Source organism: Rhizobium oryzihabitans, from assembly GCF_010669145.1.
Classification (GTDB): domain Bacteria; phylum Pseudomonadota; class Alphaproteobacteria; order Rhizobiales; family Rhizobiaceae; genus Agrobacterium; species Agrobacterium oryzihabitans.
The window spans coordinates 719,337-742,989 of record NZ_CP048635.1 but is presented as its reverse complement, the minus strand read 5'-3'; the positions used below and the strand labels follow the sequence as shown (position 1 = coordinate 742,989).

At 59.6% G+C, this 23,653-nt stretch carries 25 protein-coding genes, 1 tRNA gene and 1 pseudogene; 14 read left to right on the top strand and 13 right to left on the bottom strand.

Going from position 1 to position 23,653, the window contains the following annotated elements; all coding sequences use genetic code 11:
* Nucleotides 1-2 precede the first annotated feature (2 nt).
* The 8 genes and pseudogenes from G3A56_RS20120 to G3A56_RS20085 all read right to left on the bottom strand — a co-directional run bounded on the left by G3A56_RS20120 (nt 3) and on the right by G3A56_RS20085 (nt 7,813).
* Entirely contained in the window at nt 3-473 is a 471-nt protein-coding gene (locus G3A56_RS20120) for a periplasmic heavy metal sensor (RefSeq protein WP_164056803.1), read from the bottom strand.
* 8 nt (nt 474-481) lie between these two features.
* Complete coding sequence (locus G3A56_RS20115; RefSeq protein ID WP_164056802.1) at nt 482-952, bottom strand: hypothetical protein; 471 nt, start codon at nt 950-952, stop codon at nt 482-484.
* Between the two features lie 2 nt (nt 953-954).
* Entirely contained in the window at nt 955-1,620 is a 666-nt protein-coding gene (locus G3A56_RS20110) for a sigma-70 family RNA polymerase sigma factor (RefSeq protein WP_164056801.1), read from the bottom strand.
* Nucleotides 1,621-1,867: 247 nt separating this feature from the next.
* Nucleotides 1,868-2,980: an ABC transporter permease gene (locus tag G3A56_RS20105; protein WP_164056800.1), complete on the bottom strand. Its 1,113-nt coding sequence runs from the start codon at nt 2,978-2,980 to the stop codon at nt 1,868-1,870.
* A 3-nt stretch (nt 2,981-2,983) separates the two neighbouring features.
* A pseudogene (gene rbbA, locus G3A56_RS20100) lies at nt 2,984-5,763 on the bottom strand (ribosome-associated ATPase/putative transporter RbbA).
* Nucleotides 5,760-6,839: an HlyD family secretion protein gene (locus tag G3A56_RS20095; RefSeq protein ID WP_246231397.1), complete on the bottom strand. Its 1,080-nt coding sequence runs from the start codon at nt 6,837-6,839 to the stop codon at nt 5,760-5,762. The pseudogene rbbA and the gene G3A56_RS20095 overlap by 4 nt, the downstream one beginning before the upstream one ends.
* 227 nt (nt 6,840-7,066) lie before the next feature.
* Nucleotides 7,067-7,327: a hypothetical protein gene (locus G3A56_RS20090; RefSeq protein ID WP_164056799.1), complete on the bottom strand. Its 261-nt coding sequence runs from the start codon at nt 7,325-7,327 to the stop codon at nt 7,067-7,069.
* 156 nt (nt 7,328-7,483) lie between these two features.
* Entirely contained in the window at nt 7,484-7,813 is a 330-nt protein-coding gene (locus G3A56_RS20085; RefSeq protein ID WP_125301470.1) for a hypothetical protein, read from the bottom strand.
* An 83-nt stretch (nt 7,814-7,896) separates the two neighbouring features.
* Between G3A56_RS20085 and G3A56_RS20080 the strand changes: the two genes are divergently transcribed.
* From G3A56_RS20080 to G3A56_RS20070, 3 genes are all read left to right on the top strand, one after another.
* Entirely contained in the window at nt 7,897-8,487 is a 591-nt protein-coding gene (locus G3A56_RS20080) for a TetR/AcrR family transcriptional regulator (RefSeq protein ID WP_164056798.1), read from the top strand.
* 382 nt (nt 8,488-8,869) lie between these two features.
* Entirely contained in the window at nt 8,870-10,303 is a 1,434-nt protein-coding gene (locus G3A56_RS20075; RefSeq protein WP_164056797.1) for a bifunctional enoyl-CoA hydratase/phosphate acetyltransferase, read from the top strand.
* On the top strand, nt 10,300-11,478 hold the full coding sequence (locus G3A56_RS20070; RefSeq protein ID WP_164056796.1) for an acetate/propionate family kinase: 1,179 nt from the start codon (nt 10,300-10,302) through the stop codon (nt 11,476-11,478). The genes G3A56_RS20075 and G3A56_RS20070 overlap by 4 nt, the downstream gene beginning before the upstream one ends.
* 199 nt (nt 11,479-11,677) lie before the next feature.
* Here G3A56_RS20070 and G3A56_RS20065 read toward each other — a convergent pair whose 3' ends face one another.
* Nucleotides 11,678-11,908: a DUF2934 domain-containing protein gene (locus G3A56_RS20065; RefSeq protein ID WP_164056795.1), complete on the bottom strand. Its 231-nt coding sequence runs from the start codon at nt 11,906-11,908 to the stop codon at nt 11,678-11,680.
* Nucleotides 11,909-12,568: 660 nt separating this feature from the next.
* On the opposite strand from G3A56_RS20065, the gene glgP reads away from it, so the two are divergent.
* From glgP to G3A56_RS20030, 7 genes are all read left to right on the top strand, one after another.
* Complete coding sequence (glgP, locus tag G3A56_RS20060; protein ID WP_210255079.1) at nt 12,569-15,106, top strand: alpha-glucan family phosphorylase; 2,538 nt, start codon at nt 12,569-12,571, stop codon at nt 15,104-15,106.
* A 44-nt stretch (nt 15,107-15,150) separates the two neighbouring features.
* Entirely contained in the window at nt 15,151-15,357 is a 207-nt protein-coding gene (locus G3A56_RS20055) for a hypothetical protein (protein WP_097141131.1), read from the top strand.
* Nucleotides 15,358-15,627: 270 nt separating this feature from the next.
* Nucleotides 15,628-16,929 (top strand): bifunctional sulfur transferase/dioxygenase Blh, encoded by a 1,302-nt coding sequence (blh, locus tag G3A56_RS20050; RefSeq protein ID WP_097141132.1) that lies wholly within the window; start codon nt 15,628-15,630, stop codon nt 16,927-16,929.
* A complete protein-coding gene (locus G3A56_RS20045; protein ID WP_235824447.1) occupies nt 16,923-17,348 on the top strand; it encodes a YeeE/YedE family protein in 426 nt (141 codons plus the stop codon). Before blh ends, G3A56_RS20045 begins: the two co-directional genes overlap by 7 nt.
* A complete protein-coding gene (locus G3A56_RS20040) occupies nt 17,345-17,773 on the top strand; it encodes a YeeE/YedE family protein (protein ID WP_097141133.1) in 429 nt (142 codons plus the stop codon). Before G3A56_RS20045 ends, G3A56_RS20040 begins: the two co-directional genes overlap by 4 nt.
* A 3-nt stretch (nt 17,774-17,776) precedes the next feature.
* A complete protein-coding gene (locus G3A56_RS20035) occupies nt 17,777-18,556 on the top strand; it encodes a sulfite exporter TauE/SafE family protein (RefSeq protein WP_097141134.1) in 780 nt (259 codons plus the stop codon).
* Nucleotides 18,557-18,629: 73 nt separating this feature from the next.
* Nucleotides 18,630-18,971 carry a carboxymuconolactone decarboxylase family protein gene (locus G3A56_RS20030; protein ID WP_097141338.1) on the top strand — a complete coding sequence of 114 codons (342 nt, stop codon included), beginning with the start codon at nt 18,630-18,632 and terminating at the stop codon, nt 18,969-18,971.
* Between the two features lie 140 nt (nt 18,972-19,111).
* On the opposite strand, the gene G3A56_RS20025 is transcribed toward G3A56_RS20030, so the two are convergent.
* The 4 genes from G3A56_RS20025 to G3A56_RS20010 all read right to left on the bottom strand — a co-directional run bounded on the left by G3A56_RS20025 (nt 19,112) and on the right by G3A56_RS20010 (nt 20,829).
* Complete coding sequence (locus G3A56_RS20025; RefSeq protein ID WP_097141135.1) at nt 19,112-19,507, bottom strand: ArsR/SmtB family transcription factor; 396 nt, start codon at nt 19,505-19,507, stop codon at nt 19,112-19,114.
* Nucleotides 19,504-20,133, bottom strand: coding sequence for a peroxiredoxin (locus G3A56_RS20020; RefSeq protein WP_425503371.1), 630 nt, complete (start codon nt 20,131-20,133; stop codon nt 19,504-19,506). Before G3A56_RS20020 ends, G3A56_RS20025 begins: the two co-directional genes overlap by 4 nt.
* 66 nt (nt 20,134-20,199) lie before the next feature.
* Nucleotides 20,200-20,466 carry a hypothetical protein gene (locus tag G3A56_RS20015; RefSeq protein WP_164056794.1) on the bottom strand — a complete coding sequence of 89 codons (267 nt, stop codon included), beginning with the start codon at nt 20,464-20,466 and terminating at the stop codon, nt 20,200-20,202.
* 288 nt (nt 20,467-20,754) lie between these two features.
* Nucleotides 20,755-20,829, bottom strand: a tRNA-Gly gene (locus G3A56_RS20010).
* Nucleotides 20,830-21,086: 257 nt separating this feature from the next.
* On the opposite strand from G3A56_RS20010, the gene G3A56_RS20005 reads away from it, so the two are divergent.
* From G3A56_RS20005 to G3A56_RS19990, 4 genes are all read left to right on the top strand, one after another.
* Complete coding sequence (locus G3A56_RS20005; RefSeq protein WP_082186036.1) at nt 21,087-21,596, top strand: prolyl-tRNA synthetase associated domain-containing protein; 510 nt, start codon at nt 21,087-21,089, stop codon at nt 21,594-21,596.
* Between the two features lie 54 nt (nt 21,597-21,650).
* Nucleotides 21,651-22,619 carry a thioredoxin gene (gene trxA, locus G3A56_RS20000; RefSeq protein ID WP_003497545.1) on the top strand — a complete coding sequence of 323 codons (969 nt, stop codon included), beginning with the start codon at nt 21,651-21,653 and terminating at the stop codon, nt 22,617-22,619.
* 68 nt (nt 22,620-22,687) lie between these two features.
* Complete coding sequence (locus G3A56_RS19995) at nt 22,688-23,359, top strand: LON peptidase substrate-binding domain-containing protein (RefSeq protein ID WP_035242879.1); 672 nt, start codon at nt 22,688-22,690, stop codon at nt 23,357-23,359.
* Between the two features lie 10 nt (nt 23,360-23,369).
* Nucleotides 23,370-23,558 (top strand): Trm112 family protein, encoded by a 189-nt coding sequence (locus tag G3A56_RS19990; protein WP_003497541.1) that lies wholly within the window; start codon nt 23,370-23,372, stop codon nt 23,556-23,558.
* Nucleotides 23,559-23,653 lie beyond the last annotated feature (95 nt).

The window sequence follows — 23,653 nt, the reverse complement described above, 5'->3', positions numbered from 1 at the left end:
TGTTAGGGAACACGCAGTATTCCCTTTGCATTTTGATCGCCAAGCACCTTGCGTCTTCCTTCCGGGGAGATTTGACCTATCGCATCCACCAACGGACCGCCGATTGCGTCCATAAACTCCGTCCAGGCGGACTGCGTTGCACTGAGGGCCGTCAGTGTTGCGACAGGATCAAATTGGTCAGAAGATATCTGCTTCAGCATTTCTTGCCGCGCCTGGGTAACGTTCTTCACGGCTCGCGCATATCGCGGTTCTTCTTGGAGAAGAGTCTGGCGGAATGACTTGAAGTCAGAAGCAGAAAGGGTCGCTTCCGCAACAGCCAGAATGCGAGCAAGAGGGTCAACACCTTTTGGAACCTCCGGTGTCGCACGCAGCATTTGCCCCCCCAGGAAAGCGAGGAGGAACATGTTCAAAACGAGTGATAGGGGAAGAGCAATTCGCAGCCATTTTCTTGTGCCAACCTGTTTCTGAACCATATTGCTGTTCATTCCGCGAAAATTGGGATCGATGCGACCTGAAGCGTGGAAAGCAGGTCACCGGAGGCGGGTAAGTTCGGGGAGTGCATCCCGATGAACAGTCCCGCGGCCACTGCTATTCCGCTACCGGAGGAAAGACCGATCCAATTCAAATCGGGCCATAGCCCGCGAACATGCGCAAAAAGTCGTGCACCGAACGGGATCGGCCCGGATGGTGCTGGCGCAATTCGCGCAGCGACGTTCGTTCTCAGGCGCACCAGGGCGGCATTGCGTTCGCCCGGCGACCACAGGGAAATCTCTTGATGCCTACGCGCCGCCGCGAGCACATCATCCATCAAGCGTTCCTCCGCAAGAACGGTATGCGCCACTTTCGAGATCTTTAGCAGAGACAACGCATCGGCCTGCACCTCTACAGGCCAGAGATCAATATTTGATCCGTAACTTCGCGCCAGAGATGTAAAACGTTCGATCTTCAACATATTTATTCTCCCTGTTTATCACGCTCTGCCAGCAGCCGCTCACGAAGTGTCGTTCTGGCGCGGGCAAGCAGACGCTCTATTGCTTTGGCCGATAGCCCAAGAATACGTCCCGCCTCAGCACCCGATACGCCTTCCTCGTAGACGAGTATCATCGCGGCCTGTTGGCTCGCGGGCAATGCGCGTATGGCTGCAGCGAGGGCGGCATCGCGCTCGGTACTCGTCAAAATCTCGTCTGCTGCGGCTCCTGGATCGACAGCATCAAAGTTGTCTGGAAGGGACTCCGGCTCTTTACGGCGGCGGCGATCAATACAGAGATTGACGACGATCTGGTAAAGCCAGGTTCTCAACTGAGCGCGCTTTGGGTTGAAGCGGCCAGCGTGCTTCCACACCTTGACCATTGCCTCCTGGGCAATGTCCTCAGCATCGCGAAAATTCGGGGTTATGCGGCTGGCTACACTTAGAACAAACGCACCGTGACGAACAACGATTTCGTCGAAGGCTCTCCGGTCTCCTTGTGCAGACCAGAACAGGAGTTTGTCATCAGCAACCTTGTTATAGGCCCGGGGTTCGACCATGCCGGTGCCCAGAGTCCGCCTGACTAGCAACGCGAGCGCGTCCCATTCGAGTTCCATCTCCTGCCATCGCGCTGCCAATTCCTGTGCCTGCATGTGCGCCGCTCGCTTTTCCCGGCTCTTGCAGCTTATACGGGGCGCGCACCTGTTTCCCCCTCATGCGATCGAGATTATGCGCGGCAATCCCGATAGGCACGCGGGCGACTTCCCGCCCAAACGCGCAGACGGGAATTGCATGGCCGCAGGTTCAACCGTTGCGCTCATATCGCGCCATCGCCCTACAACCAGATCGTCAATCCTTGCCCCAGGATGCCGCGCGCACAGCTCGGGCTTGACCGCTGGGCTAGCGCAGGAACGCCCTGAAACGGCGCAGCGAGAAGAAGAACAGCGCCACCCCAAGAACCAGCAACGCCAGAAACTGAGGCCAGACGACATCCAGGCCCGCGCCTCGAAACAGTATCGCCTGCGCCAGCATGACGAAGTGCGTATCGGGTGCGACGAGCATGACGTCCTGGATGATCTGCGGCATGCTCTCGCGCGGCGTCACCCCGCCCGACAGGACGCGCAATGGCAGCAGGGTCAGCATCAGGAGAAGACCGAACTGTGGCATTGAACCGGCCACCGTCGCGAGAAATATGCCAAGCGAGGTGGTGGCAAACAGCTGAAGCACCGTGCCCGCCAGAAACAGCATCAAAGAACCTTCGATCGGCACCTTGAGCAGACCTTTCACGACGAAGACAAGCGAAACCGTTGAGGCGAGAAGCACCACAAGTCCCATCGACCAGACCTTGCTCACCATGATCTCGGTCGGAGTAACCGGCATGACGAGCAGGTGTTCGATCGTGCCGTGCTCACGCTCGCGGATCAGGGCAGCACCCGTAAGAACGATCGCGAGCATGGTGATCGAGAAGATCACATTGTTGACTGCTCCGAACCACGCCTTGTTAAGCGACGGATTGAAGCGGGCGCGCAGAGCCAGATCGACAGGAAGGGTGGTGTTTCCCCGGTAACGGTTCAGGTACTCGCTGACCTCGCCCGAAACGATCGACTGGACGTAGCCGCCGCCGCTGAAAGCTTGGGTCATCCGGGTGGCGTCGACATTGAGCTGGATCGTCGGCGCCTTACCGGCGAGCAGGTCGCGCTGGAAGTTCGGGGGGATGTCGAGGGCGAAGGTATCGAGGCCGCTGTCCATGCGGCGGTCCATTTCGTACTGCGAAATGATCTTTGGGATAGAGAAATAAGGTGGATAGAATGCGGTCAGGATGCGCGAGGAGACAGGAGACTGATCCTCATCCACGACCGCGATCGCCGCATTGTTGAGTGTTTCAGGCACTGCCGTCGACGCGGTGTAGATCGACAGCGTGAATGCGTAGACGATCAGGACGGCGAGCATCGGATCGCGGGCAAGCCCCCGCAATTCCTTGACGCCGAGTTGAATGACGTTGGCCAGTCGCATGGATCACGCCGCCTGTTTCTTGAGGAAGGCCACGGTCATCCCGGTGAGAATGGGAATGGCGATCAGGAGGGGGATGAAGGAGGTGGCGAGATCATTGAAACCGAGCGACTTCGAAAACGTGCCGCGGGCGATCGTCACGAAATAGGTTGCTGGATAGATCTGGCCGATATAGGCGCCAATGCCCTGAAGCGACGAGACGGGGTCGATCATCCCCGAATATTGGACTGCCGGAATGAGAGTGATGAGGGCCGTGCCGAAGATGGCGGCGATCTGGCTGCTGATGAAGCTCGAAATCAAAAGTCCGATTCCGGTCGCTATGATGACGTAGAGGAAAGCCGCTAGCGTGAGTGTGAGTAGGCTCCCGGTCAGCGGCACCCCGAACACAAACACCGCAAACGCCGTCAGCATGGCGAAGTTCAGCATGGCGAGCGCGATATAGGGCAGTTGCTTGCCGAGGATAAATTCGAAGCGCGTCACCGGCGTAACATAGAAATTGACGATGGAGCCGAGCTCCTTTTCGCGAACGACGCTCAGCACTGCCAACATGGACGGGATCAGCATCAGGAGCAGTGGAATGACGGCCGGTACCATGGCGATCAGACTGTCGACGCTCGGATTGTAGCGATATCTGAGCGCGATCTGGAATTGGCCGATCGTCGCCGCATCGCCGTAGAGTTCGCGCGCCTTCTGGGTCAGCCAGGTCTGATGCATGCCCTGCACGTAGCCCTGGACGGTCTCGGCGCGCGACGGCGAAGCCCCATCGATCCAGGCGCCGATCTCGACTTTTGTGCCACGCGAAACATCGCGTCCGAAGCCAGGTGGAATTTCCAGCGCCAGGCTGAGCTCGCCATTGCTCATGCGCCGGTCGAGGTCAGCGTAGTCGGTGATCGGGGCCTTTTCGGTGAAGTAGCGGGAACCGGCGATCTGAAGCGTGTAGTCGCGGCTGACCGTGGTGTCGTCGCGATCGAGCACGGCAAAGGACAGGTTCTCGACATCCATGTTGATGCCGTAGCCGATGACGAACATGAGGATGACGCTGCCGAGAACGGCAAGCGTTGCCCGGATCGGGTCGCGGCGCAACTCGAGCGCCTCGCGTTGTGTATAGGCCAGCATGCGCCGCATGTTGAAGGCAGATGGGGCTCGGGCGGCGACGCCCCATCTGCCTCCTCCTCCTCACGCTGCGCGTGGGGTGTTCGCGCAGGTGAAGCCTGTTCGCCAATTGCTTCTTCGAGATAAGAAATAAAGGCTTCTTCAAGCGTCGCCGCGCCCCGCTTTTCCACTATGGCACGAGGCTTGTCGCTGATCAGAACCTTGCCGGCATGCATCAGCGAGATGCGGTCGCACAGCTCCGCTTCGTTCATGAAATGGGTGGAGACGAAGATCGTCACCCCGTCATTGCGCGACAGATCGGATAGAATCTGCCAGAAGCCGTCGCGCGCGACCGGATCAACGCCGGAAGTCGGCTCGTCGAGGATCAGGATGTCCGGAGCGTGGATCATTGCCACGGCGAGCGACAATCTCTGCCGGATACCGAGCGGCAGCGCATCGGGCAACGCATCCATGATCTCGGTGAGATCAAAGCGCGCGGCCATCTCGGCGATGCGCGCCGGGATCTTTTCGAGCGGCAAGTTGAACAGGCGGGCATGCAGATCAAGGTTCTGACGAACCGTCAGCTCGGTGTAGAGCGAGAAGGCCTGGCTCATGTAGCCAACCTTTCGCCGGACCTCGATATCGTTCGGATCGACCTCATGTCCGAACAGTTTCGCGGTTCCCTCACTTGCCGGCAGGAGACCGGTCAGCATCTTCATCGTGGTGGTCTTGCCGCAGCCATTCGAGCCGAGGAAGCCGAAAATCTCGCCGCGCGGGATCTGGAAGCTGACATCGTCGACCGCCGTGAAATCGCCGAAGCGCATCGTCAGGTGCTCGGCTTCGATAGCGAACTCCGCCTCCCCTCTATCGGGTCGGGGCGGTATGACGACCTCGTGATGGCCCTGCCGCTTTTCTTCCGGAAGGAGGGCGACGAAGGCGGCGTCGAGATTGGCGGCTCCGGTGCGGGACAGCAATTCGGCGGGCGTTCCAGTTGCAAGCACGCGGCCGGCATCCATCGCGACGAGCCAGTCGAAGCGCTCGGCTTCTTCCATGTAGGCGGTCGCGACGATCACGCTCATTCCCGGACGCTCGCCCCGGATGTCGTCGATCAGTTCCCAGAATTGCCGGCGTGACAGCGGATCGACGCCCGTGGTCGGTTCGTCGAGAATGAGGAGGTCGGGATCGTGGATCAACGCGCAGCAGAGACCGACCTTCTGTTTCATGCCGCCCGAGAGCTTTCCGGCCGGACGATCCGGGAAAGGTGCAAGCCCCGTCCGCTCCAGCAGGTCGCTGATGCGGCGCTGCCTTTCTTCCTGGTCCTGGCCGAACAGGCGCCCGAAGAAATCGATGTTCTCAAACACCGACAGTGTGGGATAGAGGTTCTTGCCGAGACCCTGCGGCATGTAGGCAATCTGCGGGCAGGTGCGGTTGCGGTGCCTCACGTCGGCAATGTCGCCGCCGAGCACTTCGATCCGGCCGCCCTGAACCGTGCGGGCTCCGGCGACGAGGCTAAGCAGGCTGGACTTGCCGACACCGTCCGGGCCGATGAGCCCAACCATGATGCCCGACGGGATATCGAGGCTCACATTGTCGAGGGCCCTGATTTTTCCATAGGACAGGCCGACATTTGCCAGCTTCGCGACCGGCGCAGTCTGCGTTTGGTCCTCCGTCTCTCGCGGCGTTTCCCCGGTCATTGAACGAGCGCTTTCGTGAGCTGTTCAGGCCATTCTGCCTTGGGGTCTATCCGGACATAGGCCATACCCGGAAGACCGGTCTTGGCCTGCTGAATGTGTTCGCGAAGCAACTCCGGCGGGATCTTCGCCTTGATCCGGAACATCAGTTTCTGTCGCTCCTCCTCGGTCTCCACTGTCTTGGGCGTGAACTGGGCGACATCGGCCACGAAACTCACGCTCGCCGGGACGACAAATTGCGGCGCTGCGTCGAGTACGAGACGAACATCGGAACCGATTGCGACACGTCCAGCCTGAGCCGTCGGGAGAAAAAATGTCATGTAAACGTCGGAGAGGTCGACGAGATTGAGTACCCGCCCACCGGAGGCCAGGACCTCGCCGGGCTCCGCGACGCGATATTGCACACGCCCGTCGCGTGGCGATCTGAGGGTGCTGTCATCGATATCGGCAACAATACTTTCAATCGCCGCATCTGCGGCAATGACGGCAGCCTCTGCATCGACGATCTGGGCCTTCGCAGCGCCGATCGCCGCATCGGAAGCGGAAAGAGAAGCCCGGGCTGCAGCAGTAGCCGCCCGTGCCCCCTGTGCCGTCGCCCGGTCGTCGTCGAACGTTTGCTGGGAGGTCACGTTGGTCTTGATCAGTTGCTCCGTTCGAGCGAGCTTTCGTTCTGCGGCATCCTGTTCAGCCGCGCGTTGAGCGATCACCGCAGCTGCAGATTCTTTTTCAGCCTCGCGCTGGGCGAGGAGGCTTTTCGCCGTATCCACACTGATCACGGCGCGTTGACGGGAGGCTTCGGCTTGCCGCCGTTGTGCCTCCAATTGCTGGGTGTCCATGCGCGCCAGCACCTGTCCGGCGGTGACGAGACTCCCTTCGTCGACGAGGATCTCCTTGATCCGCCCGGCCGTCTTGGCGGAGACGTCGATTTCGGTTGCCTCGATGCGGCCGTTGCCGCCGACGATCCCGGCCGGCAGGCCCGTACCGTCATACATCCGCCAGCCATAGTAACCGCCAGCGAGAACCGCGACGCCGAGAACGGTCAGTATCCAATTTTTAGCGGACTTCACGACTGCATCCACCCAGCTTTTCTGTCACTGAGGGAAAGTCCGTCGGACTCTTTTGTTGTTGGGCTTGAATGTTGGGAATGAGTATTCGCCATAAAAACCTACCTTATCTTGATTGACGTGTGTCGCGGCCGATCGAGGTTCATGACCGGCCTCTGCCTTGTGCCTGGTGTTTAACGTGTCCCTACCGAAGGCGCTGCACGCAGGGCACAGAGCAGCAATCGATCGCTATGTACCTGGGGTCATCCGACGGGCGAAAGATTGGCCATGCCCTGTTTGGACGTATGCCTTCCTTCACTTATCCAACCCGTCATAAACTCGCGGATGTTGCTGCCGCGACCAGCAAGCATCTCGGCAGGCTGATCGATTGTCGACAGTTTGCGAAGGTAGGTCGCTTGCTCTGGGACGAGGCGCAATGTCGCCTTGAGGCTTCCTCGATATCGTCCAGAATAAAAACCGGCTAAAGACGATGATAATGATTTCATCAAATAGAATGAAATCATGCCGACGTCGTGTGTCGACCTATTCTGTAGCCTTCTCGCCTTGCCGGTTTTCATCGCCCCTCACTTCATTGTTGGTTACATGAAATCCCCCAACAAGCATGCGCATCGAAACGGACACGTTGCATTTTGTTATATCATCACCTGTTGACCGCCTTGTCAACAGGTGATGATTTCGTTGCTGTCGTTTGATAATACTCCGTCTGGTGAAGGCGACTCGTTCACCCTGAGTGCGTTCGGGTTCGCTACGGCAGACGGTCTCGGCGTTTGCTCTCCTCGGCTTTCGAAAAGCTGGGCGCAGTAGTGAGTGGCGTGCCCTTGAAATCGCGCGGTGTCGGTAGCTCGGCATCCAATGCGTGGCAGACCGGCGATCGAACCGGTCGACAGCCTTATCGTTGCCGCCAAATGCAGCCCGACGACCTTTGCCGGATTGACGGCAACCTCAATAATTATTGCGGAATTTGCAATAATACTGAATTCGTCACCCATCCCAGGGAACTCAGTCTAGTCATCATGCGTTGACTGTTAAGCTTTGTGCAGCTAATCCTGCTACTCGGTCAATAGGAGAAATCATGCCCAACCGAGTCATAAGCCCGGATGCCAACGACACGACGCGCGAGCGCATTCTAAAAGCCGCCATCCTTCGTTTTTCGGCCCATTCCTATGACAATACGGGCCTTCGCGACATTGCGGCCGACGTTGGGGTGGACATGGCTTACGTCCACCGCTCCTTTGGATCCAAGGAGAAACTTTTCTACGAGGCGGTCAAGGAGAGCGGCAAACCCGAGCAACTCTTCGCCGATGACGATGGCTGCCTGCCCTCAATTCTGACGAAGCAGATCCTGTCAAGGAAGGCCGCCAACGAGATTCGGGTACTCGATATCGTGATACAATCGTTCGCTAGCCCGGCAGCCTCGCGCGTGCTCAACGAGTTCCTCGAAGAGGATTTCGTTACTCCACTGGTGAGCAAGCACCCGATGGTACCGAGGAGGCGGGCAGCACTGGTCGCAGCGTTTCTGGCGGGTGTTGGCATTCTTAAGGACGTGATCAAGGCCGACCCTCTTCTGAAGGGAGACGCCGCGGCGCTGGAAGAAGACGTCAGGATGGTCATCGCGGCCATCCTTGAGTTGGGCCCGAATGATCGCGACACATCTTGCGATTAAGTTCCGCGCGAACGCGCCGCTGATGACTGAAACAGTTCCGAGTGGACTTGCCGTGCCCAACCTCTCAGCGCACAGCGACGGCCACGATACCCGCATGGCGCCCGACGGATGTCACCTTCGTGTTGACCAGCGCGTCCAGAATGCCGGGATTGTTAGCGAACCCGGTCATCGTAGTCGACGCTATAGCGTCGCCTTGAACCGAACGGCTGATCTCTGCCTCAGCCCGGATGATGGATTGGCGCAGCGATGCAAAAGGAGGGGTCCTGGTGGGAGGAATGGCAGGGCTGGCTTTCGGCGCAGTCGCTGGCTGGACGCGTACCTCCGCCAAAAATGGACGCGTCTGACTCGGAATTTCCGCCGCTCTGCGGTGCTCGCGGCACCTATGTTTTTCAGAAGTGAGGCTATCGTGGCTCCCGGCAGGCTGAGGAATCGAACATTTGACGAGTTGGAGCTCGGAGACACGGCCTCTCTGGTGCGGGTCGCGGGCGTGGACAAAGGCGAGATCGACCCGCCAATGGCAACGGGCGAAGGCGATGCGTCACCGGATACGGCTGCCGAGGCGATGCACGTCTTCAATAGCGTCGTCACGAATGGTGCATGGACGGGCACGCTGATTTCCGAAGTGTTGGGTTCGCAACTGCCCGGGCCCGGGACAACCTATCTCGGACAGGAGTTCCGCTTCCTCAAGCCGGTCCTGTCTGGCGACACGATCACAGCGACGGTTCGCGTCACCAGGAAACTGCCGGCAAACCGGGTTGTGATCCTCGACACGACATGCTCGAACCAGAAGGGCGAAGAGGTCCTCTCAGGGACTGCGACGGTGATTGCGCCTGCCCATTCCATAGAGTGGCCAACGCCGCAACCGTCCGGTCACGCAACGGCACGCAGCGATCGATACGACGCCTTTGTGCGGCAGGCCCGCGAACTGCCGATGGTACGCGCGGCGATCGTGCATCCATGCTCGACCGAGGCAATACTCGCTGCCGTCGAAGTCCGCGAAAGAGGATTGTTCGAGCCGCTCCTTGTCGGCCCCGAGGCCAAGATCCGGGCGGCGGCGGCAGTCGCGAAAACCGACCTCGACGGGATCGCGATCGAGCACGCGCCGCATAGCCATGCCGCGGCGGCGCGTGCGGTGGAACTTGCCGTTTCCGGCAGGGTGGCGGTCCTTGTCAAAGGCAGCCTGCATACAGACGAATTGCTTGGCGCCATCGTCGCGCCGGGATCCGGGTTGAGAACCGAGCGCCGCATCAGCCATGTGTTCGCGCTGGACGTGCCCGCCTACAGCAAGCCGTTGATCGTTACCGATGCGGCGATCAATATCCAGCCGACGCTCGATCAGAAGCGAGACATTTGCCAGAACGCAGTCGATCTGCTGCGGGCACTTGGCGTCGAAAAGCCGCGCGTTGCTGTGCTCGCCGCAGTCGAGACGGTGAATCTAAAGATGCAGGCGACCCTCGATGCGGCCGCCCTGACCGTAATGGCGGCGCGGAGTCAGATTACTGGCGCGTACGTCGACGGGCCGCTCGCATTCGACAATGCGATCAGTATCGATGCGGCGCGGACCAAAGGGATCGTCTCCGAGGTCGCCGGCAAAGCCGACATCCTCCTGGTCCCCGACCTTGAAGCAGGCAACATGCTCGCCAAACAACTCATCTATTTTGCCGGAGCAACGGCAGCCGGGATCGTGCTCGGGGCACGCGTGCCGATCGTGCTGACCAGCCGCTCCGACCCGCTCGCCGCGCGGATCGCTTCGGCAGCCCTCGCAAAGTTGCTTGTGGGCCGCAGCGAGCGGCTCGCGGCGGGGACAGCAGCATGAGCGCCAAGCTGCTGATCACGTTCAACGCCGGTTCGTCGACCGTCAAGATCGGCCTGTTCTCCGTGGAAGGGCGGCATCTCGAACCTGTCGGCAAGGGCATGATCGACTTTCGAAGCACGCCGCTGCGCTTCCAATTCCTGGAAGGGTCGCAGCATGTCGATGTCGAGCTCAAGGCACAACCGGGCGAGGAACTGGACGAGGTTCTCGGCGAAGCGTTCAATCATCTGGCAGGGCACTACAGGCTCGACTGTCTGGCGGCGATCGGGCATCGCGTGGTGCATGGCGGCGACATATTCTCAGGCCCGGTGCTTGTCGATGAAGGTTCACTACGTCAGATGGAGGCCCTTGTTCCGTTAGCGCCGCTGCACCAACCGCAGGCCCTTAGACTGATCCGCGCCATCAGGCGGCTCCGGCCAGACCTTCGCCAGACCGCTTCCTTTGACACGAGCTTTCATCGCACAAATTCCGACCTGGTGCGCCGCTTCGCCCTCCCGCGAGCACTCCACGAGCGCGGGATCAAGCGCTACGGGTTTCACGGACTATCTTACGCGTTCATCGCAGGCGAGCTCGCACGCAACTGGCCACAACTGGCCGGCGGCAAGGTCGTTGCTGCCCATCTTGGTTCCGGTGCCAGCCTCTGCGCCATGCAGGACGGCGGCAGCGTCGATACCAGCATGGGCTTTTCGACCCTCGACGGCGTGCCGATGGCGACGCGATGCGGCGCGCTGGATGCCGGCGTGCTTCTCCATCTGCTGTCGCAGGAAGGGATGCCGGTGGCAGCTCTGGAGGATATGCTCTATCACCGCTCCGGACTACTCGGTGTTTCCGGCATCGGCGCCGACAGCCGCGACCTTCTGGCCAGCGAGGCGCCGCAAGCAAGGGAGGCTCTGGATCTCTTCACGCTGCGCGTCGCCGGAGAAGCTGCTCGGCTTGCCGCAACGGTGGGTGGTCTCGATGCCATGGTGTTCACCGCCGGCATCGGCGAGCATCAACCAGCGATCAGGGCCGACATCTGCAGCCGACTGATGTGGCTCGGCATCGATCTCGATCCCGCCGCGAACGCCGCCAATCAGTCGATCATAACAAGCGCCGCGAGTCGGATCCCGGTGATCATCATTGCGACGGACGAGGAGCAGGTGATCGCCACCGATGCCCTGGGCGTCCTGATGATGTGAGATATGGAGGCGGTCTCGATCTGTGCGGGAAACGTGGGCTCGTCGTCAGCGTAGCAAATGAGACGCCCATTGCGGTCGGCTGCGCGACGGCGTTCCGTGCTGTCGGCGTAGACCTCACGATCACCTATCTGGATGAAAGGGCGGCTCCGTTCACCGACAGATCCGACTGCCTGCAAGCACGCCTCGAAAAGCCGCTTTCCTATTCCGACATTTTTCCTGGCGATTTGGACTTTACGGCCGCCTCCCCACTACCGGTATCCTGAACCGGGACAGGGTCACCGGGCGAGCTCTCTCCATCTCTTTCGACCAAAGACAGATATTCATCCATGGCTTGAAACCAGTGGTCGAGTTCTTTTCCGTTCGGGCACCCTACTGCTTCCCATATTTCATGCGCGCGATTGCGAACCCAGTTCTCATCGATGTCCGACATTTGATCGTCTTCCTCAAGTGTGTGGATTGTTTCTGTGGTTGTAACGGATCGGCAGGTCAATATCCGGTCATGCGCCTCCGCTTTCTCGGCATATCTGCGTCACCGCCCACCGGTCGATTAGAAAGCGGCGCAAGCCTGCCCATTCGAGCAAGTCAACGATGTGGCAGAAGCCAAATCAAAACCCTACCAAGCTGGTGTTGGAAACGTCTTCACAGGAAATTGCCGACATCCTCATTTTGGCGGCAATTTAGATTAATCATCACTCGATGACAACAGGAATCATCGGACGATGATAACTTCTGTCGCGGAGCCCTGGCCCCCAAGTGCCCAGCGATATGAATCTTTGTCAGTGGTGATGCGCTTGGCAGCGACCAGTGGGAGCGGAACAAGGATTTCGTGCCCAGTGATAGGAAGATCACTGTTCGAGGATGTCTTCGCCCATGAGCGCGTAGATGAGCGACGATTGCGCAACATTTCGGCCTTCCACGGACGCGACTGCCGTCATTTGGCTACCCTCGGGATCCCCTCCGCGCTTTCTGATTGATTTTAGTCAACGACTGATGACAAGATCATCTATAGGGTTCATGCTGTTTTAAGGCGGACGGATATTGAGATTCGCAGAAGAGTTCGCTTTCAGTTTTTCTAGTTTCGGAGGAGTGCATGGACGGGCAGCCGGAAGAGACAGGCGGGTTGCTCGCCCTTCGGGAGCTGGCTCTCGACCTGCATTGGTCCTGGAACCACGCCTCCGACCGGCTGTGGAGGGAGCTCGATGCTGAAACATGGGAAACCACGGGCAATCCATGGGGTGTTCTCCACACCGTCTCGCGCTCCAAAACAAGGGCTCTGCTTGCTCAGTCCGATTTCAGGCAAACTATCGAAGCATTGCTGAAGGAGAAGCGGGAGGCTGCAAACGAATCGAGATGGTTCCAACAGGCACACCCAGCCTCGCCGCTGAAAACCGTAGCCTATTTCAGCCTGGAGTTCATGCTGACCGAAGCCCTGCCCATCTATTCGGGCGGGCTGGGCAACGTGGCGGGAGATCAGCTGAAAACCGCCAGCGATCTCGGCGTGCCGGTCGTCGGGGTGGGCTTGCTTTATTCACAAGGCTACTTCCGTCAATCGATAGGGCGGGACGGTAGCCAGGAAGCCCTCTACCCGGTCAACGAGCCGGATCAGCTCCCAATCCAGCCGTTGCGTTCCGCCGATGGCGAATGGTTGCGACTGCAAATCGACCTTCCCGGATGCAAGCTCTGGATCAGAACCTGGGAAGTCCAGATCGGACGGCTGAAGCTTTACCTGCTGGACATGAACGATCCCGCAAATCCCGCGACGTATCGATGCATCACGAGCGAGCTTTATGGCGGCGGCCCCGAGACGCGTCTGATGCAGGAAATGATATTGGGAATGGCCGGTTGGCAGCTCCTTCGCACACTCGGGCTCGAACCGCAGGTCTGCCATTTGAATGAAGGGCATGCGGCCTTTGCCGCTCTGGAGCGCATCCGCTGCTTCCGGGTCGATCATGACGTATCTTTTGCCGAGGCTCTGGCGGCAACACGGGTCGGCAATGTTTTCACCACTCATACCGCCGTCGCGGCCGGTTTCGACCGCTTCGCGCCTGAACTGATCACAAAATACTTCCGGTCCTATGCCGAAAATCATCTCGGCATCGCCATCGCCGATTTTCTGGCCCTCGGCAGGAAGGATCGCAACGATGACCTTGAGCCGTTCAACATGGCTTACCTGGCCATCCGTTCGAGCGGCGCGGTGAACGCCGTCAGTGCGCTCCACGGAAAGGTTAGCCGGTCGCTCTTTCAGCCTCTCTTCCCTGGTTGGCCGACCGACGACGTGCCAATCGGGCATGTGACGAACGGCATACATGTTCCGACATGGGACTCGGTTCAGTCCGACGCTCTGTGGACCGAAGCCGCAGGCAAGGATCGCTGGCGTGGCGACCTGACCGGACTGGAAACCGGCATCCTCAAGCTCGACATCCAGCAAATCTGGCGAATGCGCAATGAATCGAGGCAAAACCTTTGCGATCGGGTTCGCAGGCAATATCTGCGCCAGCGCGTGGAAGACGCGGAGATCGGCGGTGGGCTCGACGCCGCCCATGGGATTTTCGACCCGCATGCCCTGACACTCGGATTTGCGCGCCGCTTCGCAACCTACAAACGTCCTGCTCTTCTGCTGCGCGATCCCGACAGGCTGGTCCGCATCCTGACCGATGCCCGGCACCCGGTCCAGCTCGTGTTGGCCGGCAAGGCTCATCCTCAGGATGCCGAAGGCCAGGCGCTGATCAAAGCCTGGAACGAATTCGCCAGACGGCCGGAACTGAGATCCCGGCTTATCTTCGTGCGCGACTACAACATGCGCCAGGCCGAATGGCTCGTCCAAGGGGTCGATGTGTGGATCAACACGCCGCGCCGGCCCTGGGAAGCCAGCGGCACCAGCGGCATGAAAATTCTTGCCAACGGCGGGCTCAATCTGTCGGAACTCGATGGCTGGTGGGCGGAGGCCTATGAACCCGAGGTCGGATGGGCCATAGGCGACGGCGAGGAGCACGGAGACGATCCGACTGTTGACGAGGCGGAAGCGGATGCACTCTATTCGCTCCTGGAGGACGTCATCGTTCCCGAATTCTACAGCCGCAATCAGGATGGTATTCCCACTCGCTGGATTGAGCGGGTCCGCGAAAGCATGGCCAGCCTCGCGCCACGGTTTTCGACAAATCGCACCGTTCGGGAATATGCGGAGAAATTCTATCTCCCTGCCGCCGTGGCCTATGAAGCGCGCTCGGCGGAAGGCGGCAAGGTCGCGCGGGAACTGGCGCGATGGAAACAGGACCTCGACAGGCTCTGGCCGCATGTGCGCTTCGGCGCCGTAAATACGGAAGAGGCTGAAGACACCCGCCTTTTCTCCGTCGAGGTCTATCTCGGCGAACTGCCGCCGGAGATGGTCAAAGTGGAACTCTACGCCGAACCGATGGCGGGCGAAAAGGCGTTCCTCGCGGTGATGACAGGACAGGATTCGGGCCAAGGCTCTTATCGATACCGCGCCTCCATCCCCCGAACCGGCCGGTCTCCGACTTCACGCCGCGCATCGTCCCCTATCACCCGCTGGCCCGCCTGCCTCTGGAGGACACAAGGATCGCCTGGCAGCGGTAGGGAAGGATCGGCAATTGGCGCGATACGCACGTAAGACAACGCAAATATCGAACAAGTGACACAACCACAGGAGATGTGATGATGTTCAGTTCCAAATCTTCGAAGAAGAGTGACAAATCCGGCCAGTTCATTGTTGAAGTCAGGAAGCCGAAAAAAAGGCTCGTCCGTCCAAATGATGCGTCCTCGCAAACCATCCAGCGCCAGCAAGACAGAAACGCCGCGAAGGCGGATGTGAGGGACGCATCGGTGTTCCGCTCCTGGGCGATGCCGGAAGAGGCGGAGTGATATTTAGCTGGCGAAAAAGGTTCGGCCACAGATATGCCGGCAACTACGTTGGCGTCGATATCGACTTCCATCGTGTCGTTTTAGCGCGGCCCCAGCCGTGACGGCTGCTGCCCCTTCACCAACGATAATGATCCCGCGCCTCAACTCCGACACCTGAACTGCTCGGACATCCTGAACGGCCATTCAAGGTGCTCCTCCCACTTGCAGAATTACATATCTGGTTTTATGTAAGTGTGTAATTCATATCTGCAGGTGTCAAGGAGCCGCCCGATGAAACCGATACCGCTCACAGAGAAGCTTTCTGTCATAGGGCAGCTTCAACCCGAGGAGTTCGTCGAACTCGCCCGGCGCGGCTTCAAGACGATCATCAACAATCGGCCGGATGGTGAAGAGGCTTCTCAGCCGGGGACAGCGGCAGAGGAAGCCGCGGCGAGAGCGGCAGGTCTCGACTATGTCTTCATCCCGGTGACGAGCAGCAACATGGGGCCGGAAGACGTGCGGCGCTTCGCGGAGACGATCGTCGCCTCGGACGGTCCGGTGCTTGCGCATTGCCGATCCGGGGCCCGGTCCTTCTACATGTGGGTTCTGGCCGGTGACGCCGACGTCGTGGGCCTCCGCGACGACGAACTGATTGCCGTCGCCGGCGAGATCGGCATTGCGCCCGACAACGCCCGCGACTGGCTGGCCGCGCATCGACACACCGGCAAGACGGAGGTCAAGGGCTTCTACGAGAAGCGCACCGGCAGCATTCAATATGTCGTCAACGATCCCGCGACGAAGAAATGCGTCATCATCGACCCGGTGCTCGACTATGACGAGAAGTCAGGATCGACCAGCACCGAGCAGGCAGATACGATTCTCGCCTACATTGCGGAGAAGGGCCTTACCGTCGAGTGGGTCCTCGACACCCATCCGCACGCCGACCACTTTTCCGCGGCCCGCTACCTCAAGGACAAGACCGGAGCTCCGACAGCGATCGGCGCGCACGTCGTCGATGTGCAGAAGCTCTGGAAGGCGTTCTACAACTGGCCTGACTTCCCGGCTGACGGCAGCCAATGGGATCGGCTCTTCACCGAAGGCGACACATTCAAGGTCGGCACGATCGAAGCGAGGGTGATGTTCTCGCCAGGGCACACGCTTGCTTCGGTCACCTATGTCATCGGCGACGCCGCTTTCGTCCATGACACGCTGTTCATGCCGGACTCCGGAACTGCACGCGCCGATTTCCCGGGCGGCAGCGCAAAAGTTCTCTGGAAGTCGATCCAGGACATACTCGCCCTTCCTGACGAAACCCGCGTCTTCACCGGCCACGACTATCAGCCCGGTGGGCGCGAGCCGTTGTGGGAAAGCACCATTGGCGAGGAGAAGCGCTCCAATCCGCATATCGTCGGCCAGACGGAGGAAAGCTTCGTCAAATTACGCGAGGAGCGCGACGCGACCCTGCCGATGCCCAAGCTCATCCTGCATGCGCTGCAGGTGAACATCAACGGCGGCCGGCTTCCCGAGCCGGAGGGTAACGGCAAGCGCTACCTGAAGATCCCGCTGGACGTGCTCGAGGGGGCTGTCTGGTGACGGACACCTATTTCGCTCCCCTGGGCGGCGGCGCGCTGATCGGCTTGTCGGCCAGTCTTCTCATGCTGCTCAACGGTCACATCGCCGGGATCAGCGGTATCGTCGGCGGGTTGCTTTGCCATCGCGGCCAGCGCTTGGGTCATGACATCGCCTTCGTCGCCGGCCTTCTTCTCGGTCCGCTGACCTATCTCGTCATCTTCGGAACAGCCCCACAGGTGGTCGTTGCGGCGTCCTGGCCGTTGCTGATCGTCGCTGGTCTGCTCGTCGGCTTCGGCACGCGCATGGGTTCCGGCTGCACCTCCGGACATGGCATCTCGGGACTGGCACGACTGTCTCCCCGGTCCTTCGCGGCGGTGCTGACCTTTCTGATCACCGCGATCTTGACAGTGCTCGTGATGCGGCTCGGAGGCTGGCTATGACGGCGGCCATGCGCATCCTGACGAGCCTTGCCGCCGGCCTGCTCTTCGGGCTCGGCCTTGCGATCTCCGGCCTCCTCAATCCCGCAAAGGTGAAAGCTTTCCTCGACATCACAGGTGCATGGGACCCGAGTCTGATCTTCGTTCTCGGCGCCGGCGTCGTCGTCGCCTTCATCGGCTACAGGATCGCCTCCGCGATCAACAAGCCTCTGTTCGACGATAAGCTTCAGCTGCCGACCAAGACCCGCATCGACCGCCCACTCATCATCGGTTCATCGATCTTCGGCGTCGGCTGGGGGTTGGCCGGCTTCTGCCCCGGTCCTGCAATCGCATCCCTCTCGCTTGGTCTGCTGCCCGCAGTGATCTTCGCGGTCGCCATGTTCATCGGAATGGTCACCCATGATCGATTTCTGGCCGGGAAGGTGTGAGCCATGCTTGCCAATCTCGGCCCGGCATTCGCTTCGGGCGGCCTCGTCGGCTTCTCCCTGGGTCTCGTCGGGGGTGGTGGCTCGATCCTGGCGACGCCTTTGCTGCTCTACGTGGTCGGAGTAACCCAACCGCATATTGCCATAGGAACCAGCGCGCTCGCCGTATCCGTCAACGCCTTCGCCAATCTCATCGGCCATGCGAAGAGCGGCAATGTCCGCTGGCGCTGTGCGATCATCTTCGCAGGCATCGGCACACTCGGCGCGTTCGCCGGCTCGACCCTCGGCAAACTCGTCGACGGTCAGCGGCTGCTTTTCTTGTTTGGCCTGCTGATGGTCCTCGTCGGCATCCTCATGCTGCGTCCGCGTAAGCCCGGAAGCGCTCCGGAACGTCCTGCGGATCTGCGCACCTGCCTCGTCACGGCCGCCGTCGCATTTGTCGCCGGATCGGCATCTGGCTTCTTCGGGATCGGCGGCGGTTTCTTGATCGTACCCGCGCTCATTCTGGCAACCGGCATGCCGATAATCAATGCGATCGGCTCTTCACTTTTGGCGGTCGGTAGCTTCGGGCTCGCCACGGCGCTCAACTATGCCGCTTCCGGCCTCGTCGATTGGCCCGTTGCCTTCGAGTTCATCGCAGGAGGGCTCGCCGGCGGCGTTGCTGGCATGATGCTCGCCAATCGCCTGTCGACGGGCAAGAACACGCTGAATCGTATCTTTGCGGGCCTGATCTTTGTCGTCGCGGCCTACGTGCTCTATCGCAGCGCTGGCGCCTTCATGACTTGATTCCATTTCGTACTTTCGCGGCTTCCAACGGTTTGGAGCCGCGCAGCAATATGCTTGAACACAGGAGATGACCATGATCGAAGACTGGAAAAAACTCATCGAGAATATGAATGGTGGCGTAAAGTCCCTCCGGCAGGATGCGCCCAATGTTATGAAAGCCTTCAGCGACATGTCACGGGCCGCACATAGCGGCGAAGCGCTCGACCAGACGACGAAGGAGTTGATTGCACTTGCCATTGGCGTCGCGACGCGGTGTCAGCCTTGTATAGCCTATCATGCCGAAGGTGCCGTCAAAGCCGGCGCGAGCCGTGAGCAGATCAGCGAGACCTTGGCCATGGCCGTCTATATGGGCGCGGGGCCGTCGGTCATGTACGCGGCCCAGGCGCTTGAAGCCTGCGATCAACTCGCGGGGTAGCTGTGCATCTCATTGACCTGTAGAAGCGCGATATCGTAGCGTATCCTTTCTGCCGTTGTGACGCGCTCCTGCGGCAATTCAATGCTCGGAGAGAGTGCCCCGCCTGCACACTTAAGAGTGGTTCAAGGCATGCCTTCCGGTCAACGTATTCGCACGAAGTTGGCCGCGCCCCGCACGATCCCGCTTCGCTCCGGCCGGACGTCCGGTTTGACCATGCTCAAGAGCGCCTGTTCAGGATCGCCGGCGCCGAACACCGCCTCGATGCTGCGCACACACAAGACGACGGTGTCATCGGCGAGGCTGTAATAAACCTGCTTCGCCTGCCGGCGCGTTGTCACGAGTTCTGCCTTGCGGAGTTCGGCGAGCTGCTGGCTGAGTGCCGGCTGGCCGATCTCGCTCGCCATGTCGATTTCGGTGACCGATTTTTCACCTTCGAGCAGAAGGGACAAGATCATCAATCTTTGCGGCTGAGCGAACCTGCGAAGCTTGTCGGCCGCGATATCCGCTTGCGCCCGCGATTGCCAGAGCGTCATCATCCATCCCTCCGACAGAACCAGTCGGCTTCATCCTGAGCCTTTTCGTCGGCGGGATGAAGCAGTGGCTGGCCCGGCTGCCAGTCGGCCGGCGCCAGCTTCTCGCCCGAATAGGTGGCTTGCAAGGCCGCCACCATCCGCACCATCTCGTCGACCGAACGCCCGATCGTCAGAGGGTAATGGGTGATCGCCCGGATCACGCCTTCCGGGTCGATGAAATAGCTCGCCCGAACGCCAGCGCTGTCTTCAGACGCTTCGTCGATCATGCCGTAGGCTCGGCCTACGAGCATCGAGGGATCTTCGATGACTGGGAAGGGAATGTCGACCGAGAACAGCTCGCGGATGGCGCGGCTCCAGGCGAGATGCGCATAGAGACTGTCGACCGATAGTCCCAACAGCGCACAGTCGAGAGCCGCGAACCGGTCATGGGCCTTAGCGAGTGCAACGAACTCCGTCGTGCAGACGGGTGTGAAGTCGGCCGGGTGCGAGAAGAATACCAGCCACCGGCCCTTGAAGTCGGAAAGCCGAACCGGGCCCTGGGTGGATCGGGCTTCAAAATCAGGGGCGGCGTCGCCCATTCGCAAAGCGGGAGAGGAAATACTGGTCGATACGTCGTTCATTGAAGTCATGGTCTCGAAAGCGTCATGACCGAGTTTGTCACACGCCCGTCGGGTTGACGCAATACGATTACACAATTACACAATTTGATAAACAGATAAATAGCGATCGCCTGACGGTGGTATGGCCGTCCGTTCGCAGCAGTTCGGGAACGAACGATAACGTCCAGGATCTTGGCATTCCGATCTGATCTCGAGCCCTGAGCAGACAGAGGGCCTTATGATGAGATATTGGAAGTCCACTGCTTGCCCGGCATCCGCGCGTCCTTCGATGGAAAGAGAAGCGCGATGTTTGATGCCCGGCTGTCGGTAAGAATTCAATTGGGCTTCATTGTCAGCTTCCATTTCATCTTTCCAGTACGCTCTATTGGCCTTGCAGTCGGTCCAAATTCTGACCTTCGGTTTGTCCGGAGGTCGCAACGCCAATTTGATAGACGTCAGCAAAAAATTGCGTCTTGGCGACATTGGATTATGTCCCCATCCAGATCGTGGGGCAGAAGCGTCACGCTACAATATCCGAGAATGCTATTTCTCGCGCTTACAAACTGCTGACAACGCGCCGTCATCGAAGCTGTGTCAGCAAAAAGCGCCCCGTAGGGCGCTTCTTAAGCTTTTGATTTTCATGAAGAAAACTGGAGCGGGCGAAGGGATTCGAACCCTCGACCCCAACCTTGGCAAGGTTGTGCTCTACCCCTGAGCTACACCCGCTCAAATCCATCGGTCCGGGGTAGTACGCTGAACCGTGGGTCGCCACAGTTGCGGCGACGGGCGCTATATCGCTCAATCGATTTTGGAATGCAACAGGGAAATGACAAAAACGCGAAAATTTCTTTGAGAAATGCGACAAGCGGCGGAAATGATTGAGAATTTTCGAGCCGTTCCGTCTTCACGCGTTGCCAAGCCCGGATCGCCCCCTTAATCATGGCGGTGAAGATATCGGAATCGGCAAAGGCAGGCGGCAGGATATGGCGGAAAATTCTCCGAAGACGGCAGCGGATTTGTTCGCTTTTCTGGACGGGCTCGGCATCGCGCATACGACGAAGGAGCATGAGCCGGTCTATACCGTCGCCGAATCCCGGTCCCTGCGGGATCTCATCCCGGGCGGTCATACGAAGAACCTTTTTGTGAAGGACAAGAAGGATCAGTATTTCGTTCTGACCGTTGAGGAAAATGCGGTCGTTGACCTGAAGAGCGTTCACAAGACGATTGGCGCCGCAAGTCGCGTATCCTTCGGCAGACCGGAAAAAATGCTGGAATATCTGGGCGTCGTTCCGGGTTCCGTGACGGTTTTCGGCGCCATCAACGATAGTGGCGGCGAGGTTACCTTCGTGCTCGACAGCGATCTTCTGGAAAACGAGCTGATCAATGGTCATCCGCTTTCCAATGACCAGACGACGACGATAGGAAACAGGGATCTCATTCGTTTTCTGGAGGCGACCGGTCATACGCCGCTTGTCTTGAAAGTCAGCGAGTGAGATACGATCTTTGCTTCAATCTATACAATATGACAGAGATTACGGGAGACCGGCATGAGCGGCACGAACAATCCTTACGGCAGTTCCTATGGCGGGCAGATGTCCGGCAACGCGCAATATAGCGGCGAGCTGAACGGTGCATCCTCCGGTCACATCAAGGACACGACGACAGCCGCTTTCTCCAGGGATGTTCTGGAAGAATCGCGCCACCAGCCGGTTCTTGTGGATTTCTGGGCCCCGTGGTGCGGCCCGTGCAAGCAACTGACTCCGGTGCTTGAAAAGGCCGTCAACGAGGCCAACGGCCGCGTGAAGCTCGTGAAGCTGAATATCGACGATCACCCGTCCATTCCGGGCCAGCTCGGCATCCAGTCCATTCCCGCCATCGTCGCGTTCCTGGATGGCAGGCCTGTCGACGGCTTCATGGGTGCTGTGCCGGAAAGCCAGATCAAGCAGTTCATCGACAAGATCGCTGGACCCGATGCGGGTGATCCGAAGGCCGAGATCGAGGCGGTTCTTACCGAAGCGAAGCAGCTTCTGGCGGATGGTGATTTTAACGGCGCGGCGCAATTGTTCGGCGCCGTCATGCAGGCCGATCCTGAAAACCCCGCCGCCATTGCCGGTATTGCCGAATGCATGATCGCTGTGGGTCAATATGAGCGGGCAAGCGAACTCCTGTCTTCCCTGCCGGCAGAGGTCGCCGAGGATGCGGGCATCCAGCTCGTGTCGAAAAAGATCGCGCAATATGAGGAAGCCCGCAAGATCGGCGACCCGGTGGCGCTGGAACGCGATATTGAAATCAATCCCGATCATTTCGAGGCGCGGATAAAGCTTGCCAAGGTCCTGAACGCTCAAGGGCGGCGTGACGAGGCGGCGGATCATCTGCTTTATGTCATGCGCAAGGACAGAACCTTCGATGATGACGGCGCGCGCCGCCAGCTTCTGGAGTTTTTCGAAGCCTGGGGCTTCAAGGACCCGGCAAGTGTCGCCGGTCGCAGGAAGCTTTCGGCACTACTCTTTTCGTAATGCGGGCATATCCCGGCAATAGCGGTTGATCCGCCCGCCGGGCAGCAGTGAACAGGGGGCTTGATCCCATGCATGTCGGAAATGCGAGATATGTGAAGAACGACGACCTGCCGGAAACCGTGCCGGTCTTTCCATTGCCTGGCGCCCTGCTTCTGCCGGAAGGCCATCTTCCGCTCAATGTCTTCGAGCCCAGATATCTCGCCATGATCGATATGGCGCTGGCTGGCCACCGTGTCATCGGCATGGTGCAGCCTGCCCTCAATGTCATGGAGGCGGGGCTTGAGGGTGGTCCTCTCAGCGCTGTTGGATGCCTTGGTCGCATTACCTCCTTTTCCGAAACGGGGGATGGCCGTTACATCATCTCGCTCACCGGTGTGTGCCGTTTCCGCCTGCTGGAAGAGGTGGATGCGGGCAAGCCCTATCGCAGTTTCCGCCATGCGCCTTTCATCGCCGATCTTTCCGGTGAATATGATGAGGATGCGGTGGACCGCGAAAACCTGCTGCGGGTGTTCCGCGCGTTTCTTGATGCCAACCAGCTGGAGGCGGATTGGGAAAGTGTGGAGAGGGCGGGCAACCGTGTTCTTGTCAACTCGCTCTCCATGATGTCTCCGTTCGGGCCGGCCGAAAAGCAGGCGCTGCTGGAAGCACCCGATCTGAAAACGCGGGCCGAAACATTGATCGCCATCACCGAAATCGTTCTTGCCCAGGGATCGGGCGAGGGCGGCAACGTGCTGCAGTAGGGTCGCCGCCATGGACGACAGGATGAGCAATGTCGATCCCAAGCTCCTGGAGCTACTGGTCTGCCCTTTGACGAAGGGACGGCTTTCCTACGACCGGGCCCGCAACGAACTCATTTCCGAGAGCGCCAGACTTGCCTACCCGATCCGGGACGGCGTGCCGATCATGCTGATTTCCGAAGCGCGGAAAATCGAAGACTAACCTTTCCCTGACCCTCCGGTCTCTCCACATTGTCGCGTCGCAAATTGACGATGATGCGTTGACAACCGTGCGTGGATTTGACCAGAGTCCCGCCC